The 15,143-nt window shown below is 71.9% G+C and carries 10 protein-coding genes; 6 read left to right on the top strand and 4 right to left on the bottom strand.

The window, feature by feature from the left end; all coding sequences use genetic code 11:
- Nucleotides 1-10: 10 nt before the first annotated feature.
- Entirely contained in the window at nt 11-2,095 is a 2,085-nt protein-coding gene (gene tkt / locus ACIBCJ_RS12655) for a transketolase (RefSeq protein ID WP_362094046.1), read from the bottom strand.
- Nucleotides 2,096-2,251: 156 nt separating this feature from the next.
- Here tkt and ACIBCJ_RS12650 point away from each other — a divergent pair, with 156 nt between their 5' ends.
- The gene (locus tag ACIBCJ_RS12650; protein WP_362513929.1) at nt 2,252-3,157 is read left to right on the top strand and encodes an AraC family transcriptional regulator; all 906 of its coding nucleotides are present in this window, start codon (nt 2,252-2,254) and stop codon (nt 3,155-3,157) included.
- A gap of 114 nt (nt 3,158-3,271) precedes the next feature.
- Here the strand turns inward: ACIBCJ_RS12650 and ACIBCJ_RS12645 are convergent, their stop codons facing one another.
- Both ACIBCJ_RS12645 and ACIBCJ_RS12640 read right to left on the bottom strand, forming a co-directional pair.
- Nucleotides 3,272-4,672, bottom strand: a complete 1,401-nt coding sequence (locus ACIBCJ_RS12645) for a glycoside hydrolase family 16 protein (RefSeq protein WP_362094052.1) — start codon at nt 4,670-4,672, stop codon at nt 3,272-3,274.
- 309 nt (nt 4,673-4,981) lie between these two features.
- Nucleotides 4,982-6,586, bottom strand: a complete 1,605-nt coding sequence (locus ACIBCJ_RS12640; RefSeq protein WP_365978004.1) for an aminotransferase class III-fold pyridoxal phosphate-dependent enzyme — start codon at nt 6,584-6,586, stop codon at nt 4,982-4,984.
- Between the two features lie 252 nt (nt 6,587-6,838).
- On the opposite strand from ACIBCJ_RS12640, the gene ACIBCJ_RS12635 reads away from it, so the two are divergent.
- From ACIBCJ_RS12635 to ACIBCJ_RS12625, 3 genes are all read left to right on the top strand, one after another.
- A complete protein-coding gene (locus ACIBCJ_RS12635) occupies nt 6,839-8,212 on the top strand; it encodes an FAD-dependent monooxygenase (protein ID WP_362513920.1) in 1,374 nt (457 codons plus the stop codon).
- A 3-nt stretch (nt 8,213-8,215) separates the two neighbouring features.
- A complete protein-coding gene (locus tag ACIBCJ_RS12630; protein ID WP_362094061.1) occupies nt 8,216-8,986 on the top strand; it encodes an SDR family oxidoreductase in 771 nt (256 codons plus the stop codon).
- 120 nt (nt 8,987-9,106) lie between these two features.
- On the top strand, nt 9,107-9,277 hold the full coding sequence (locus ACIBCJ_RS12625) for a hypothetical protein (protein WP_365978003.1): 171 nt from the start codon (nt 9,107-9,109) through the stop codon (nt 9,275-9,277).
- A 98-nt stretch (nt 9,278-9,375) separates the two neighbouring features.
- Here the strand turns inward: ACIBCJ_RS12625 and ACIBCJ_RS12620 are convergent, their stop codons facing one another.
- Nucleotides 9,376-10,533, bottom strand: a complete 1,158-nt coding sequence (locus ACIBCJ_RS12620) for an acyl-CoA dehydrogenase family protein (protein ID WP_365978002.1) — start codon at nt 10,531-10,533, stop codon at nt 9,376-9,378.
- 287 nt (nt 10,534-10,820) lie between these two features.
- Between ACIBCJ_RS12620 and ACIBCJ_RS12615 the strand changes: the two genes are divergently transcribed.
- Nucleotides 10,821-11,855: a ketoacyl-ACP synthase III family protein gene (locus tag ACIBCJ_RS12615; protein ID WP_365978001.1), complete on the top strand. Its 1,035-nt coding sequence runs from the start codon at nt 10,821-10,823 to the stop codon at nt 11,853-11,855.
- 215 nt (nt 11,856-12,070) lie between these two features.
- Nucleotides 12,071-15,143: beta-ketoacyl synthase N-terminal-like domain-containing protein (locus tag ACIBCJ_RS12610; protein WP_365978000.1), on the top strand; the 3,073-nt coding region annotated here is incomplete at its 3' end.

Below are 15,143 nucleotides of genomic sequence, written 5' to 3'. Positions count from 1 at the left end.
GGGGGTGGGCTCAGCCGCGGGCGGCGGCCAGGGACTCCCTGGCGGCGGCGGCCACGTGCTCGGCGGTGAAGCCGAACTCGGTGAACAGGGTCTCGGCGTCGGCGGAGGCGCCGAAGTGCTCCAGGGAGACGATGCGGCCCGCGTCACCGACGTACTTGTGCCAGGTCAGGCCGATCCCGGCCTCCACGGCCACCCGGGCCCGCACGGAGGGCGGCAGCACGCTCTCGCGGTATGCCGGGGGCTGCTCCTCGAACCATTCGACGGACGGCATCGACACCACCCGCGTGGCGGTGCCCTCCGCCTCCAGCGCCTCCCGCGCGGCCACCGCGAGCCGGACCTCGGAGCCGGTGGCGATCAGGACGACGTCGGGGGTGCCGGTGGACGCCTCGGCGAGGACGTACCCGCCGCGCGCCGCGTCCGGGTTCGGGGCGTAGGTCGGCACGCCCTGCCGGGTGAGGGCGAGGCCGTGCGGCGCGGGGTGGGTGGAGTGGCGCCGGAGGATCTCGGCCCACACGGTCGCGGTCTCGTTGGCGTCGGCCGGGCGGACGACGTTCAGTCCGGGGATGGCGCGCAGCGCCGCGAGGTGCTCGACCGGCTGGTGGGTCGGGCCGTCCTCGCCCAGACCGACGGAGTCGTGCGTCCACACGTACGTCACCGGCAGCTGCATCAGCGCGGACATGCGCACCGCGTTGCGCATGTAGTCGGAGAAGACCAGGAAGGTGCCGCCGTAGATCCGTGTGTTGCCGTGCAGCGCGATGCCGTTCATCGCCGCGGCCATGGAGAACTCGCGGATGCCGAAGTGCACGGTGCGGCCGTACGGGTCGGCGCCGGGGAGCGGGTTGCCCTCGGGGAGGAACGAGCTGTTCTTGTCGATGGTGGTGTTGTTGGAACCGGCCAGGTCGGCGGAGCCGCCCCACAGTTCGGGCAGCACCGGGCCGAGGGCCTGGAGGACCTTGCCGGAGGCGGCGCGGGTGGCGACCGCCTTGCCGGTCTCGAACACCGGCAGGGCGTCCTCCCAGCCCTCGGGCAGCCGGCCGGCGACCACGCGGTCGAAGAGCGCCGCGCGCTCGGGGGCGGCGTCGCGCCAGGCGGCGACGCGCTTGTCCCACGCGGCGTGCGCCTCGGCGCCGCGGTCCAGGGCCCGGCGGGTGTGGGCGAGGACCTCGTCGGCCACCTCGAAGGACCGCTCCGGGTCGAAGCCGAGGAGGCGCTTGGTGGCGGCGACCTCCTCCTCGCCGAGGGCGGAGCCGTGCGAGGCCTCGGTGTTGCGCGCGTTCGGGGCGGGCCACGCGATGATCGTGCGCATGGCGATGATGGAGGGGCGCCCGGTCTCGGCCTTCGCCGCGGTGAGCGCCGCGTGCAGCGCGTGCACGTCGACGTCACCGCTCTCGGCGGGCTCGATGCGCTGCGTGTGCCAGCCGTAGGCCTCGTAGCGCTTCAGCACGTCCTCGGAGAACGCGGTCACGGTGTCGCCCTCGATCGAGATGTGGTTGTCGTCGTAGAGGAAGACCAGATTGCCCAGCTTCTGGTGACCGGCGAGCGACGACGCCTCGGCGGAGACGCCCTCCTGGAGGTCGCCGTCGGAGACGATCGCCCAGACGGTGTGGTCGAAGGGGGACTCGCCCTCGGCGGCATCGGGGTCGAACAGGCCGCGCTCGTAGCGGGCGGCCATCGCCATGCCCACCGCGTTGGCCACGCCCTGGCCCAGCGGCCCCGTGGTCGTCTCGACGCCCGCCGTGTGCCCGTACTCGGGGTGGCCCGGCGTCTTCGAACCGTGTGTGCGGAAGGCCTTGAGGTCGTCCAGCTCCACCTCGTACCCGGCGAGGAAGAGCTGGGTGTAGAGGGTCAGCGAGGTGTGGCCCGGCGAGAGGACGAAGCGGTCACGGCCGGTCCACTCGGGGTCGGCGGGGTCGTGACGCATCACCTTCTGAAAGATCGTGTACGCCGCCGGGGCGAGGGCCATCGCCGTGCCCGGGTGGCCGTTGCCCACCTTCTGCACCGCGTCGGCCGCCAGGACCCGGGCGGTGTCGACGGCACGCCGGTCGGCCTCGGTCCATTCGAAGCGGTCCGCGCTGTCCACTGTCTGCGTGCTCATCTTCAAGAAATCCTCGATCGGAGCGAAGTAGCTGGTCTGACGCGTTCAAACTTAAAAGTCTGACTTTTGGGAGTGAAGGTCGTGGTGTGCCAGCCTGTGGTGAAACTGGGACACGCCCCGCCAGGGGGCGCACGGGCGGGACGGTACGAAAAGGACATGGCGCACGAAAGAAACCAAGGCGGCGGCGACGGGATCAGAACGTTCCCCTTTCCGGTCGATCTCAGCCTCCTCGGCGTCGGCATGCAGGTCGGGCCCATGGGCGCCGGCCGCACCTGGCACGCGCACGCCCCGCTGCACCGCGTGCACCGCATCGACTTCCACGTCGTCATGCTCTTCACCGGCGGCCCCGTCCGGCACATGATCGACTTCGCCGAGTACGAGGCGTCGGCCGGCGATCTGCTGTGGATCCGTCCCGGCCAGGTCCACCGCTTCGCGCCGGAGGGCGAGTACCGCGGAACGGTGCTCACCATGCAGCCCGGCTTCCTGCCCCGCGCGACGGTGGAAGCCACCGGTCTCTACCGGTACGACCTGCCGCCCCTGCTCCGCCCCGACGAGGCGCGGCTCGCCGGACTCACCGCGGCCCTCGACCAGTTGCGGCGCGAGTACGAGGACGCGACGACACTCCCGCTGAGCCTGCACACCGCCGTACTGCGCCACACGCTGTCCGCGTTCCTGCTGCGCCTGGCCCATCTCGCGGCGAGTTCCGCCCGAGCGGCGCGGGAGGGGCGGGCGGACGCGCCGGGCGACAGCACGTTCACCCTCTTCCGGGACGCGGTCGAGCGCGGGTTCGCCACCAATCACAGCGTCAGCGCCTACGCCGACGCGCTCGGTTACTCCCGCCGCACCCTCGTCCGCGCGGTGCGCGCCGCGACCGGCGAGACGCCCAAGGGGTTCATCGACAAGCGCGTGGTCCTGGAGGCCAAGCGGCTGCTCGCCCACACCGAGATGCCGATCGGCCGGGTGGGCGCGGCCGTCGGCTTCCCGGACGCGGCGAACTTCTCCAAGTTCTTCCAGCAGCACACCGACCAGACGCCGGCGGCCTTCCGGGCCGAGCTGCGCTGAGCGGACCGGGCCCGCGTCCGCATCCGCGTGCGCCTCCGCACTCGCACCCGGGTCCGGACGCGACGGAGGGGCCCCACGGTGTGTGGAGCCCCTCCGCCCTCCTGCGGTCGCCGCTCAGTGGCCGAAGCTGAACCAGTTCACGTTCACGAAGTCGGCGGGCTGGCCGCTGGTGAAGGTGAGGTACACGTCGTGCGTGCCCGTCACCTTCGCGATGTTCGCCGGGATCGTGCGCCACGACTGCCAGCCGCCCGTGCTGCCCACGGCGAAGCTGCCGACCGGCGCGTTGCCGCGGCTGTCCAGGCGCACCTCGACCAGTCCGCTGACCCCGGCGGCCGCGCCGCTGGCCACCCGGGCCTTGAACTGCGTCGCCCCGCCCGAACCGAAGTCGACGCCCTTGTACTGCGCCCAGTCGCCGTTGGCGAGGGCGCCGAGGTTGCTCCCGCCGCCCGAGTCCGAGGTGCCCTCGGTCATCGTGCCGGACTGCGCGTCGTACGACTCGGCCTCGACCGTGCCGTACGCGTCGCGGTCACCGCCCGTCGGGGGCGGCGTGGTACCGCTCCCACCGGCCGACAGCACCTGGACGTAGTCCACGAGCATGGAGTGGCCGGGCTGGGTGCCGCCGTCCGGGCCGCCGCCGAAGGCGTCCGGGAAGCCGCCGCCCATCGCGACGTTCAGGATGATGAAGTAGCCGTGGTTCGTGGCGTTCGCCCACGTCGTCGCGTCGACCTGGTTCTCGCGGACGGTGTGGAAATTGTTGCCGTCGACGGAGAAGCGGATCTCCTCGACACTCGTCGAGCGGTCCCACTCCACTCCGTAGGTGTGGAAACCGGCCTGGCACGTCGTCCCGGGACACGGGGCGTTGCCGCCGATGCCGCTGGTCTCGTTGCAGGGGCCGCCGGGCGAGGTGCCGCAGTGCAGCGTGGACCAGACGGTGTTGAGGCCCTGGGTGTTCTCCATGATGTCGATCTCGCCGACGCCGGGCCAGTTCCAGTAGTTGCCCCGGTAGGGCGCGCCGAGCATCCAGAACGCCGGCCAGTAGCCCTTGGCCGCGGACCCGGTGACGTTCGGGACCTGGATGCGGGCCTCCACGCGCAGTTTGCCGCCGGCCGGGGGTTCGAAGTCGGCGCGCCTGGTCGCGATGCGGCCCGACGTCCAGTTGCCGGCGCCGTCGCGCCGCGGGGTGATGCGGAGGTTGCCGCTGCCGTCCAGGGAGACGTTGTCCGGGGACGACGTCATCGTCTCGATCTCGCCGGTGCCCCAGTTGGCGGGGCCGCCGGGGTACGAGGTGCCGGTGTCGTACTGCCAGTTGGACGTGTTCACGCCGGAACCGGCCGCGCCGCCGAAGTCGTCGGCGAAGACCTGCGTCCAGCCGGTCGGGGGAGGAGGCACGGCCGCGCCCGCCGACGGGCTCGTGACGGTCGTCGCCGCCGCGGCGAGGCCGAGCGTGCCGACGACGGCCACCAGCGCCCGGCGCAGCGGCCGGCGTCTGGGCGGGTTGCCGGATGTCTGTCTCATGTGGGGTCGCCTCTCGATGCGGGAGTGGGAAGCGGAACGCCCGAGCGCGCTCCCGGAGGGAGTTTTGAGAGCGCTCTCAGAGTGCGGCCAATGTGCTCCGGGCCGACGCCGCCGTCAAGAGGTGAAGCCGAGAAAGTCCTTGCGGGGCTGGGGAGTTCAGCCCTCGAACGCCGTGAACGTCACGAAAATGCCACCGCTTCCGAGTGCCTCGGGGGACTGGGCATCGCCCACGACCGGTTCAACGGTGACGGCACGCCGCCCGGGAAGGGGACCGGACGGCGTGCCGTGGGGAGCGGGGACGGCGGGCCGTCAGCCCGTCAGGCGCCGCTCGTCCTGGTCGCGGAACATGGAGCACAGGTCGCGCAGCGCCGCTTCCAGATGTTCGGTCTCCTGGGGTGTCAGGTGCAGGGAGGGCGCGAACCGCAGCGTGTTCGGGGCGCTGGCCGTCGGCAGGACCCGGACGCGGTGCGCCTGCAAGAGGTACCCGGCGGCGACGTAGCCCAGGAATCCGCCCTGGGCGGCGGAGCTGATCGTCGGGGCGGCGGAGCCGGACTGGTCGTGGAACTCCAGCCCTTGGAGCAGGCCCTTGCCGCGGGTGTCCTTGACGACCTCCGGGTAGTCGGCCCGCACCCGGTCGAGGGTCGCGCGCAGCATCTCCCCGCGCTCCACGACCTGCCGGTACGCGGCGCCGTCGTCCGCCTCCAGCAGCTCCAGGACCTTCAGTGCCACGGCCGTGGAGAAGCCGTCCTTGGCGAAGGTCGAGCTGTGCACCAACTCGAACTCGCCCCGGTAGCGCTTCTGGTGCACCAGGGCGACCGAGCTCTTGGCGATGCCACCGCCCAGGCTCTTGGAGAGCACGTAGTAGTCGCCGCGCAGCCCCACCAGGGACGAGGCGAGGAAGGCGCCGGTGCGGCCGAGGCCCGTCTGGATCTCGTCGATCAGCAGCGGGCAGTCCGCGTCGGCACTGACACGCTGGATGTGCTCCGCCGTGTCGCGGTCCAGCGCCCGGATGCCGCCCTCGCCCTGGATCGGCTCCAGCAGGAACGCGCAGAACACGGGGTAGTCGCGCTCGACGACGTCGGCGACGCCGTCCGTGACCACCACGTCCCAGACGCGCCCCTGCGCCCGTATGCCGTCCACGGTCTTGGTGAGGACGTCCGGCTGGTTCGCCGGGACGAAGTGCGCCTGGGCGCCGAGGCGGCCGAAGGCCGAACGGAAGCCGCTGTTGTGGGTGAGCTGGACGCTGCCCATCAGCTTCCCGTGGAAGGCCCCCTCCAGAGCCAGCAGCGCCGGCGGGCGGTCCGCCACTTCGCCGTTGTGGCGGACCACGGCGCCCACCAGGTGTTCGAGGGCCTCCTGCGGCGTTCCGGCGGTGCTCGCCGGCGGCGCCTGTGCCGTCACCCTGGCACAGGCGGAGTCGGCCACCGTCAGGCGGCCCTCCCGGGCCGCCGTCCGGGCCTGCTCGACATGCGCCTCGATCTCGCTCATCAGCGCCGACGCCTTGAGCACCCGGTCGAACTCCGCGTGCTTGACGGCCGTTTCGATCGCCTCGGCACCGGTGCTGGCGAAGTGCGCGAAGTAGGGCTCGGTGGCTCCCGTCTCGCGGGCGACGATCTCGTTGAGTTTCACCGCCAGGCGATTGGCCGCCGAGTGCCGTGAGAACTGGGCGTACACCGGGATCCCGGAGTCCAGAACGGCCTTCGCATGAGCCGTGAGTTCCGGATTGTTGTGGCCCAGAATCAGCGACGCGTATCCGCCGCAGTAGTCGGTGACGGCTATTTCCTCGCCGTCGGAGCCGACATGGAAGAGTGTGTTTCCTTCGCCCCTCACGTACTCGACGCCGAGGCCCGAATTCGACAGCACGGTGGTCAAATACGGTTCGGTGAGCTGGGGTTCCGTCGCTGCCGAGTCCATAATCTCTCCTCCGGTGTGGGGAAGCGGATACCCGCCCGCCCCCGCGGTGCCACCACGTTCGCGTGAGCCTAGGGAATCCCGGGCGGTGGGGAAACCGCGGGCGGTAATGGGCCGGTAACTCGGTACGCGTAGGGAATTGTGCTCACGCGATGGGCGTGCTGTGAGCGGTGTGGCCTACTTTGGCTGCGTTCTTCCGACAGCTGCGAAAAGAAGTGCGGAAGGCCGCGCACCGACTACGAGGAGCCGCTCGCCATGAAATCTCGCGCAGAAGGCCACGCGGTCGTGGTGGGGGCCGGCCCCGCCGGTCTCTTCGCCGCCCGGGTGCTGGCCGACGTCTTCGGCCGGGTGACCGTCGTGGAACGGGACGCTCCCGCCGACGAGCACCGGCGCGGGGTTCCGCAGAGCGGACACGCGCACGACTTCCTGGCCCGGGGGCACCAACTCGCGGAGGAATGGTTCCCCGGGATCGGCGCGGAGATGGTGGCCGGCGGCGCCCACGCCGCGGACATCGCCCGGGACATCCGCTGGGTGATCGCCGGCCGTCCCCTGGTCAGGAGCGAGTCCGGGCTCTCCACCGTGATCAGCTCCCGCGCCTTCAGGGAACGCCGTCTGCGGGCCCGCGTGGAGGCGCTGCCCCGGGTGACCGTGGTCGGCGGACAGGACGTCGCCGGTCTCTCCTTCTCCGGGGACGGGAGCGCCGTCGACGGGGTGCTGCTGGGGCTGGACGGAAGCCGGAAGCTGTCGGCCGACCTCGTCGTGGACGCCTCGGGGCGGGGCTCGCGCACCCCGGCCCGGCTCGAGGAGCAGGGCTACGGGCGGGTAGCGGAGGAGAAGCTCAAGGTCGACGTGGGGTACGCCACCCGCGTCGTACGGGCACCCGCCGAGGCTTTCGCCGGGGACGTCTGCATCAACATCGTCGCCTCCCCCGACTCGCCGCGCGGGGGCGCCTGCCAGCGGGTGGAGGGCGACCGTGCCGTCGTGACGCTCTACGGTGTGCTCGGCGACCACCCGCCCACCGACGCCGAGGGCTTCACCACCTTCGCCAAGTCCCTGGCCGCCCCCGACATCCACGGGGTCCTGGAGGCCGCCGAGCCCCTCTCCGAGGTGCGCCGCTACCGCTTCCCGGCCGGCCTGCGGCGGCGTTACGAACAGATGGGCTCCTTCCCGCGCGGGCTCCTGGTGCTCGGCGACGCCGTGTGCAGTCTCAATCCCCGTTACGGGCAGGGCATGGCGTTCGCCGCGATGCAGGCCCTGGCGCTCCGCGACCACCTGACGGAGGAGGGGGAGGCGGCGGAGCCGGGTGCCTACTTCCGGCGGCTCACCGAGCAGGTCGTCGACCCGGTCTGGGGCATGACGGTGCTCAGCGACCTCAGCTTTCCCGGCGTCCAGGGCGAACGCACGGCGCAGACGCTGGAAGTGCTGGAACTCGTCGGCCGGACCCAGGTCGCGGCCACCTACGACGGGCCGTTGGCCCTCGCCTGTCTGCGGGTCTTCGGACTGCTCGACCCGCCCACCGCGCTGCTGGACCCCGCGGTCCAGGAGCGCGTACACGAAACGCTGTCCCGGCTGCCGGTTCCGGCCGGCCCCGGAGCAGTACGCGATTCAGACACCGATAGGGGAATGTGAGCCATGGATCTCGGGTACGCAGGCAAGACAGCCGTGGTGACCGCGGCCGGCCGGGGCATCGGGGCCGCGGTGGTCCGCACGCTGGTGGCGGAGGGAGCCCGCGTCCTGGGCGCGGACGTGGAGGTGTCCACGGAGCTCAAGGAGAGCGGCGCCCTCACCTTCGAAGGGGACCTGACCACCGTCGAGGGCGCCGGGCTGCTGGCCGAGCGGGCCGCCGAGGAGTTCCCGGAGGGCGTCGACATCCTGGTCAACGGCGTCGGCGGGCTGGCGGGTCTGCCGATCACGGGCCTCGACGGGCTCACCGAGGAGGTCTGGCAGCGAGGCTTCGACCTCAACCTGAACTCGGCGGTCCGGGTGACCCGGGCGCTGCTGCCCCAGCTCAGGGAGTCGGTGGTGAGCATCGCCTCCAGCGTCGGCCGGTGGCCGAGCCAGGGACCGTACTTCTACGCGTCCTCGAAGGCGGCCCTGCGGGCGTGGTCCAAGGGGCTGGCGGACGACCTCGCCGAGCGGGGAATCCGGGTGAACACCGTCTCTCCCGGCCTGATCAGGACGCCGTTGTGGGACGAGTACGGGCCCCGGCTGAGCAAGGAGTGGGGCGTCGACTCCTTCGAGGACTTCGCGCGGGACTTCCCGGCCATGGCCCACATCACCGCGGGTCGGTGGGGCACGCCGCAGGAGGTTGCCAACCTGATCGCCTTCCTGGGGTCGTCGGCCGCCTCCTACATCACCGGGGCCGACTACCTCATCGACGGCGGCATGGAAAAGGTCCTCTGAGCCGAGTCCGGCACCGGGGACGGCCGACGCGGAGCCGCGGCAGGACGGTCCGAGTGCTTCGCCGGCCGCCGGCGCGGCCGACGGGGCCGGGGAGCGTCTCCCGACGAAAGGAACCACGACATGAACACCAACCCGGCCATGGTCCTCCTCAGCGAGATCCTCGACGCGAACACGGAGCACCCCCCGGGCGGCGTGGACCTCGCCGTCGACCTCCCCGGTGAGCACACCGACGCACAGGCCGAGAGCGCTGCCGCCGACACCCTCACCATCGGCCACGGACGGTACTGCTGACTATGCGTCACCGCCGACCCGGCGCGACGTTCCCGTCGCGCCGGGCCGGCGGTGTGCGAGGTGTCCGCGCCGAGGAGACACCTGCCGGGCGTCGGTTCTCAGGCGCGACGTGACACGGGTACCACGTAGCGGCTGAACAGCAGTTCACGCAGCACGTCGTCCCCGCCCTCGACGAGGGAGACGTACCGCATGTCCCTGAGCAGCTTCCCGATCGGCAGCTCGGCCGTGTACCCGAGGCCTCCGAACATCTCGGAGCCGGCACTCGCGATGCTCCAGCCCGCCTGGCCGCAGAAGACCTTGGCGGTCAGCGCCGACTTCAGTGTTCCGTTGCGGGAGAACACCTTGGCGGCGTCCGGTCCCGCCATGATCTCGTCGTACTCGCGCGCGGCCCGGCGGCAGTGGCTCTTCATGACGTCGATCTGCATCTCCATCTGTCCGAGCTTCTGCGCCAGGACCGGGCTCTCCAGCAGGGTGCCCCCGCGGAACCGCTTGCCCTTCGCGTACGTCATGCAGTGGTCGCGGATCCGCCGGGCGATACCGATCGCGGTCGCCGCGATGAGGGTACGGCTGGCGTTGAGCCCCGTCTCCAGCAGCCGCAGCCCGGAGCCGGGCAGCCGGTTGGCGGCGGGCACCCGGCAGCCGTCCAGCCGCACCGCGTAGGTGTGCGAGGCGCGCAGTCCGATGACGTCCCAGCGTTTGACGATCTCGATCCCCGGCGCGTCCCTCGGGACCACGACCGCCAGGTACTCGTCCGGGTCGTCGGCGGACTTCGCGACGACGAGCAGGAAATCGGCGAAGTCGGCGTTGGTGGCGAAGAACTTCTCACCGTTCAGGACGAGGTCGCTCCCGGACCGCGCGGCGACCGTCTCGATCCTGTTCAGCTCGCTTCCCGCCTCGCGTTCGCTGCCCAGGGCGGCGCAGAAGCCTCCGCCGGCCGCCATGGGGACGAGGAAGCGGGCCTTGAGGTCGTCCGATCCGTAGAGCTGGACCACGCTGCTGCCGAGGATCGACACGAGCAGGCCGAAGGCCACACCCGCGTCCCCGTACGCGAGCTCGTTGACGATCTCGACGCCGTCCTCGAGGGAGAATCCGCGGCCGCCCGACTCCTCGGGCAGCCACCAGTTGGCGAGCCCCGTGGCGCCGAAGGCCTCGTACAGTCGCGCAGGCTTTTCCGACAGGGTGTCCAATTGCTGGCTTTCGCTGTCGAGTTCATCCTTGACAAACTGCCGGAGAATCTCCAGGTCTTGAGGTTCCATTCCGTCAGGCTAAGGTCGCACGTCCACTGTCCGGGCACCTTTGTGGAACCGCCCTCGATTACCGTGCGATTACCGGCCGCAGAGCATGTTCCTCCATTCATCCTCCATCTTGATTACACGTCTTCCTGTCACTCTGAACGCACCGGCCGGCACGGCGTGACCCGTCGCACCGGCCCAGCGCGCGAGAGGCCCCGCCGTCCGCCGGTCCGCGCTCACCACGTCGCGGACCGGCGGACGTCGGGGTCCGAGTGCCAGGACCTTCGGGAGCAGAAAGGAGACATGGGCCGATGAGGTTCGAGGACCTGTACATCACCGGAGTCGGCGTCCACATACCCGGGCGGGTCAAGGTCACGGACGTCGTGGACCGCGGTGACTTCGAAGAACGGCTCGCCCGGCAGACGGACCTGGCCTCCGTCGCGGTCTCGGACGGTGTGCCGGCGCCGGAGATGGCGGCGCGGGCCGCTCGGACGGCACTGCGGCGCTCCGGGACCGTACCCCTGGACGTCGACCTGATCCTGCACGCGGACGTCTACTACCAGGGACACGACCTGTGGGCCCCCGCCTCGTACATCCAGCGTGAGGCGGTGGGCAACCGGTGCCCCGCCATCGAGGTGCGTCAGCTCTCCAACGGCGGCATGGCGGCCATGGAGCTGGCCGCCGGCATGCTCGACGGCGGTCTGCGCACCAGTTCGGCGCTGCTCACCACGGGCGACCGGTTCTGCGCGCCGGGCTTCGACCGGTGGCACGGGGATCCGGGCACCGTCTACGGCGACGGGGGTACGGCGCTCGTCCTCTCCCGCCGGCCGGGCTTCGCCCGACTGCGCAGCCTGTGCACCGTCTCCGAGCCGGAACTGGAGGAGATGCACCGGGGCGACGACCCCTTCGGGGCGGAGCCGTTCGAAGTCCGACGGCCGATGGACCTGGAGGCCACCAAGCAGGCCTTCATCGACAAGGTGGGCGTCTCCTACAGCGTCGCACGCGTGAAGGCGAGCCAGTCGGAGGTGCTCAAGCGGGCACTCAACGACGCCGGATGCGAACTGTCCGACATCGACTGGTTCGTGTTGCCGCACTTCGGGCGCCGGCGCCTCTCCCAGACCTTCCTGCGGCCGTGGGGCATCGACGCGGCCGCGACCACCTGGTCCTGGGGCAGGACGGTGGGGCACCTCGGCGCCGGCGACCAGTTCGCGGGCCTCGCCCACCTCGCGGAGTCGGGCAGTGCCAAGCCGGGGCAACGGTGCCTCCTCGCGGGCATCGGAGCCGGGTTCACCTGGTCGTGCGCCGTGGTGGAGATCCGGCGTGCCCCCTCGTGGGACGCCCCGTAGGTCACCGGAAAGGACGACCCGTCCGTACGGCGCCCGTCGGCCCGGCTCGGAAAAGCACGGCGCAGGCGGTCCGTGCGGTCCGGGAAGGGGCGGGTAACAGGATGCTCCTCATGCGCGGCAGAACACATTGTTACCGGCGCATGGTTGTGCCTGATTAGGGTTTCCACCGGTGTGGAGAAATTGTTCGGAGAGAACCGTTCCGGTGGGAGAAGTCAGTGTCTGAAGAACCGTTCGGCGGCGAATTCCAGGTGGACGGCATCGCAGTCGTCGGTATGTCGTGCTGGGCACCGAACGCGACCGATCTCACGGCTTTCCGGCGCCTGGTGAACGCCGGCGCTCCCGGGGCCGTCACCGAGGAGGGCACGCGCATCACCGACGGCGGCGAGGCCGGCCCGTTCGACGCGGAGTTCTTCGGGTTCACCGCGCGCGAGGCCGACGCCCTCGGCCCGCGCCGGCGACTCCTGCTCGAACTGGCCTGGGAGGCGCTGGAGAACGCTGCCATCGTCCCCGCCGCCCTGTACGGGGCCCCGGCCGGGGTGTTCGTCGATGCGCCGCAGGAGGACGCGAGCGCGGCCGGGATCTCCTGGGTCCTGGGACTCGCCGGCCCGAGCCTCACCGTCGGCCGTGGTTCCTCGTCGGCCGCCCTCGAACGGGCCTGCGAGAGCCTGCGCGGCGGCGAGAGCACCCTCGCCCTGGTGGCGGGGCCGCTCGTGCCCCCCGACCCGCACGGCACGCCCCGCCCCGCCGACGGCGATGTCGCCTCCGCCTCCGACGGTGCTTCCGCCTCCGCCTCCAACGATGGATCCGTTTCCGCTTCCGACGGTGCTTCCGCTTCCGCTTCCGACGGTCCCGACAGCGTCGGTGCCGGCGCCGCCGTCGTCGTGCTCAAGCCGCTGAGCCTCGCGCTGGCGGACGGCGACCGTGTCCACGGAGTCGTCGGTCCCGACGCCCTGCGCGCGGGCGACCGGCCCACGGCCGGGATCACCGACCTGCTCAAGGCCCTGCTCGACATGCGCCACCCCGGGCAGACGCCCGGCGACGGCGGCCCGGACGGCACGGCGGCGGCCACCGGCCCCGGCACGCTCACGGACGACCGGTCCGTCCGGCACATCGTCCGAGCGGCTCCGTCCCTCGACCGGGACACGCACGACCGGGACGCCTCCGTGGACCGCGGCGCACCGGCCGTGATCCCCTGGCCGCTGTCGGGACACACCCCCGCGGCACTGCGCCGCCAGGCGGCGGCCCTGCTCGCCCGGGCCGAGGACGACCCCGACGTGCGCCCCCAGGACATCGGCTGGTCCCTCGCGACCGGACGCACCGTCTTCGCGCACCGCGCCGTCGCCCTCGGCGGCAGCCGGGAGGAACTGCTGGCCGCGCTGCGGGACGTGGCCGACGGGCACACCTTCGCCGGACCCCTCGCCGGACCTGACGGCATCCGTACCGTCTTCGTCTTCCCCGGTGCCGGGGACGGCAGCGACACCGTCCGCCTCGCCGAGTCGGCGGCCGAACTGTGCGAGGCTTCGCCCGTCTTCGCCGCCCGGATGGCCGAATGCGTCGAGGCCATGGCGGAGTTCGCCGACGGGGACCTCGGCGAGGTGGTCCGGGGCGCCCGCGGACTCTCGGCGGCCGGCTCACCCGAGACAGCGCGGGCCGTGCGCTTCGCGCACACGGTGTGCCTCGCCGAGGTGTGGCGCTCCCACGGTGTGGTCCCGCACCGGATCGTGGCGGAGGCCGGCGGGGCCGAGGCCGCCGCCTGCGTCGCGGGGTCGCTCCCGCTGCGGGACGCGGTGCGTTCCGTCGTCTCCGTGCCCCGGTACCCCGTGCACCTGTCACCCGTGGACGGCTCCGTACCCTGCCACCTGGCGTCCGGGGACAGCCTCCAGGAAGCCGTCCGGGCCGTACTGGACGACGGTCCCACCGTCTTCGTGGAGATCTCCTCCCACCCGGTGCTGGCCGGCGAACTGATGCGGACCGCCGCGGACATGGACCGGTCCTGTGCCGTCATCGGGTCCCTGCGCGACGCCGAGCCCTCCTGGCGCAGGCTGACCGCCTCACTGGCCGAGGCGTACGTGAAGGGCGTGGCCGTCGACTGGGGGCACGCCTTCGACGGCAGCGACGCACACCGGGTGGACCTGCCGCCCTACGCCTTCCCGCGCACCGGCCCCGGGGTGCGCAGGCCGCGCCCCGGCAACGGCGCGCCGGTGCCCCAGGACACGGCCCCCGCCTCCGCGGCGGCCGGAGCGCGGCCGGCCGGCAAGCAAGGCAAGGAAGGCAAGGAACTGGTACGGCTCGTCCTCGCGCACGCCACCGCAGTCCTCGACGACGAGGAGCTAGGCCTCGGCGAGAAGGGCGTGTCCTTCAGGGACCTCGGCTTCGACTCGCAGGCGGCGATGGCCGTGACCGCGAGGCTCGCCGAGGCGACCGGTCTGCGCCTGCCCGCCACGCTGCTCTACGACCACCCCACCCCCGAAGCGGTGGCGGGCTACCTGGAGGACCTGCGCAACGGAGTCGTCCGGGAGCCGAGACACGCCCCCGCCCGGACGGCACCGACGCGCCGCCGGGTCCGGCAGGACGAACCCATCGCCATCATCGGCATGGCCTGCCGGTACCCCGGAGGGGTCACCTCCCCGGAGGACCTGTGGCAGCTGGTGGCCGAAGGACGCGACGTCATCTCGCCCTTCCCCACGGACCGCGGCTGGGACGAGGACGTCTACGACCCGGACCCGGCAAGCTCCGGGCGCACCTACACCCGCAACGGCGGATTCCTGAGCGGGGTGGGCGACTTCGACGCCGCCTTCTTCGGAATCTCGCCCCGGGACGCACTGGCCATGGACCCGCAGCAGCGGCTGCTGCTGGAGACCGCCTGGGAGGCCGTCGAGCGGGCGAGGCTCGATCCGCGCGACCTCCACTCCACGCGCACCGGCGTGTTCATCGGCGCGATGGCCCCGGACTACGGACCCCGGATGCACGAGGCCTCCCCCGACGTGGAGGGGCACGTCCTGACCGGCACCACGGCCAGTGTCATCTCCGGGCGCATCGCCTACCACCTCGGACTGACCGGACCCGCCCTCACCATCGACACGGCCTGCTCCTCGTCGCTCGTGGCGCTCCACACGGCCATGCGTTCCCTGCGCGCCCACGAGTCCGGCATGGCGCTGGCCGGCGGCGTGACGGTCATGGCCACGCCAGGCATGTTCGTGGAGTTCTCGCGGCAGCGGGGGTTGGCGGTGGATGGTCGGTGCAAGTCGTTTGCGGCGGCTGCGGATGGTACGGGGTGGGCTGAGGGTG

The sequence above is a fragment of the Streptomyces sp. NPDC051136 genome, from assembly GCF_044455745.1.
Taxonomy (GTDB): domain Bacteria; phylum Actinomycetota; class Actinomycetes; order Streptomycetales; family Streptomycetaceae; genus Streptomyces.
This window is presented reverse-complemented; position numbering and strand designations above follow the sequence as displayed.

What these genes read in the sequence shown, in the direction of transcription:
- ACIBCJ_RS12620 (WP_365978002.1), bottom strand. Translation starts at nt 10,533, where the DNA reads ATGGAACCTCAAGACCTGGAGATTCTCCGGCAGTTTGTCAAGGATGAA.
- ACIBCJ_RS12630 (WP_362094061.1), top strand. Translation starts at nt 8,216, where the DNA reads ATGGATCTCGGGTACGCAGGCAAGACAGCCGTGGTGACCGCGGCCGGC.
- ACIBCJ_RS12650 (WP_362513929.1), top strand. Translation starts at nt 2,252, where the DNA reads ATGGCGCACGAAAGAAACCAAGGCGGCGGCGACGGGATCAGAACGTTC.
- ACIBCJ_RS12625 (WP_365978003.1), top strand. Translation starts at nt 9,107, where the DNA reads ATGAACACCAACCCGGCCATGGTCCTCCTCAGCGAGATCCTCGACGCG.
- ACIBCJ_RS12645 (WP_362094052.1), bottom strand. Translation starts at nt 4,672, where the DNA reads ATGAGACAGACATCCGGCAACCCGCCCAGACGCCGGCCGCTGCGCCGG.
- ACIBCJ_RS12635 (WP_362513920.1), top strand. Translation starts at nt 6,839, where the DNA reads ATGAAATCTCGCGCAGAAGGCCACGCGGTCGTGGTGGGGGCCGGCCCC.
- ACIBCJ_RS12640 (WP_365978004.1), bottom strand. Translation starts at nt 6,586, where the DNA reads ATGGACTCGGCAGCGACGGAACCCCAGCTCACCGAACCGTATTTGACC.
- ACIBCJ_RS12615 (WP_365978001.1), top strand. Translation starts at nt 10,821, where the DNA reads ATGAGGTTCGAGGACCTGTACATCACCGGAGTCGGCGTCCACATACCC.
- tkt (WP_362094046.1), bottom strand. Translation starts at nt 2,095, where the DNA reads ATGAGCACGCAGACAGTGGACAGCGCGGACCGCTTCGAATGGACCGAG.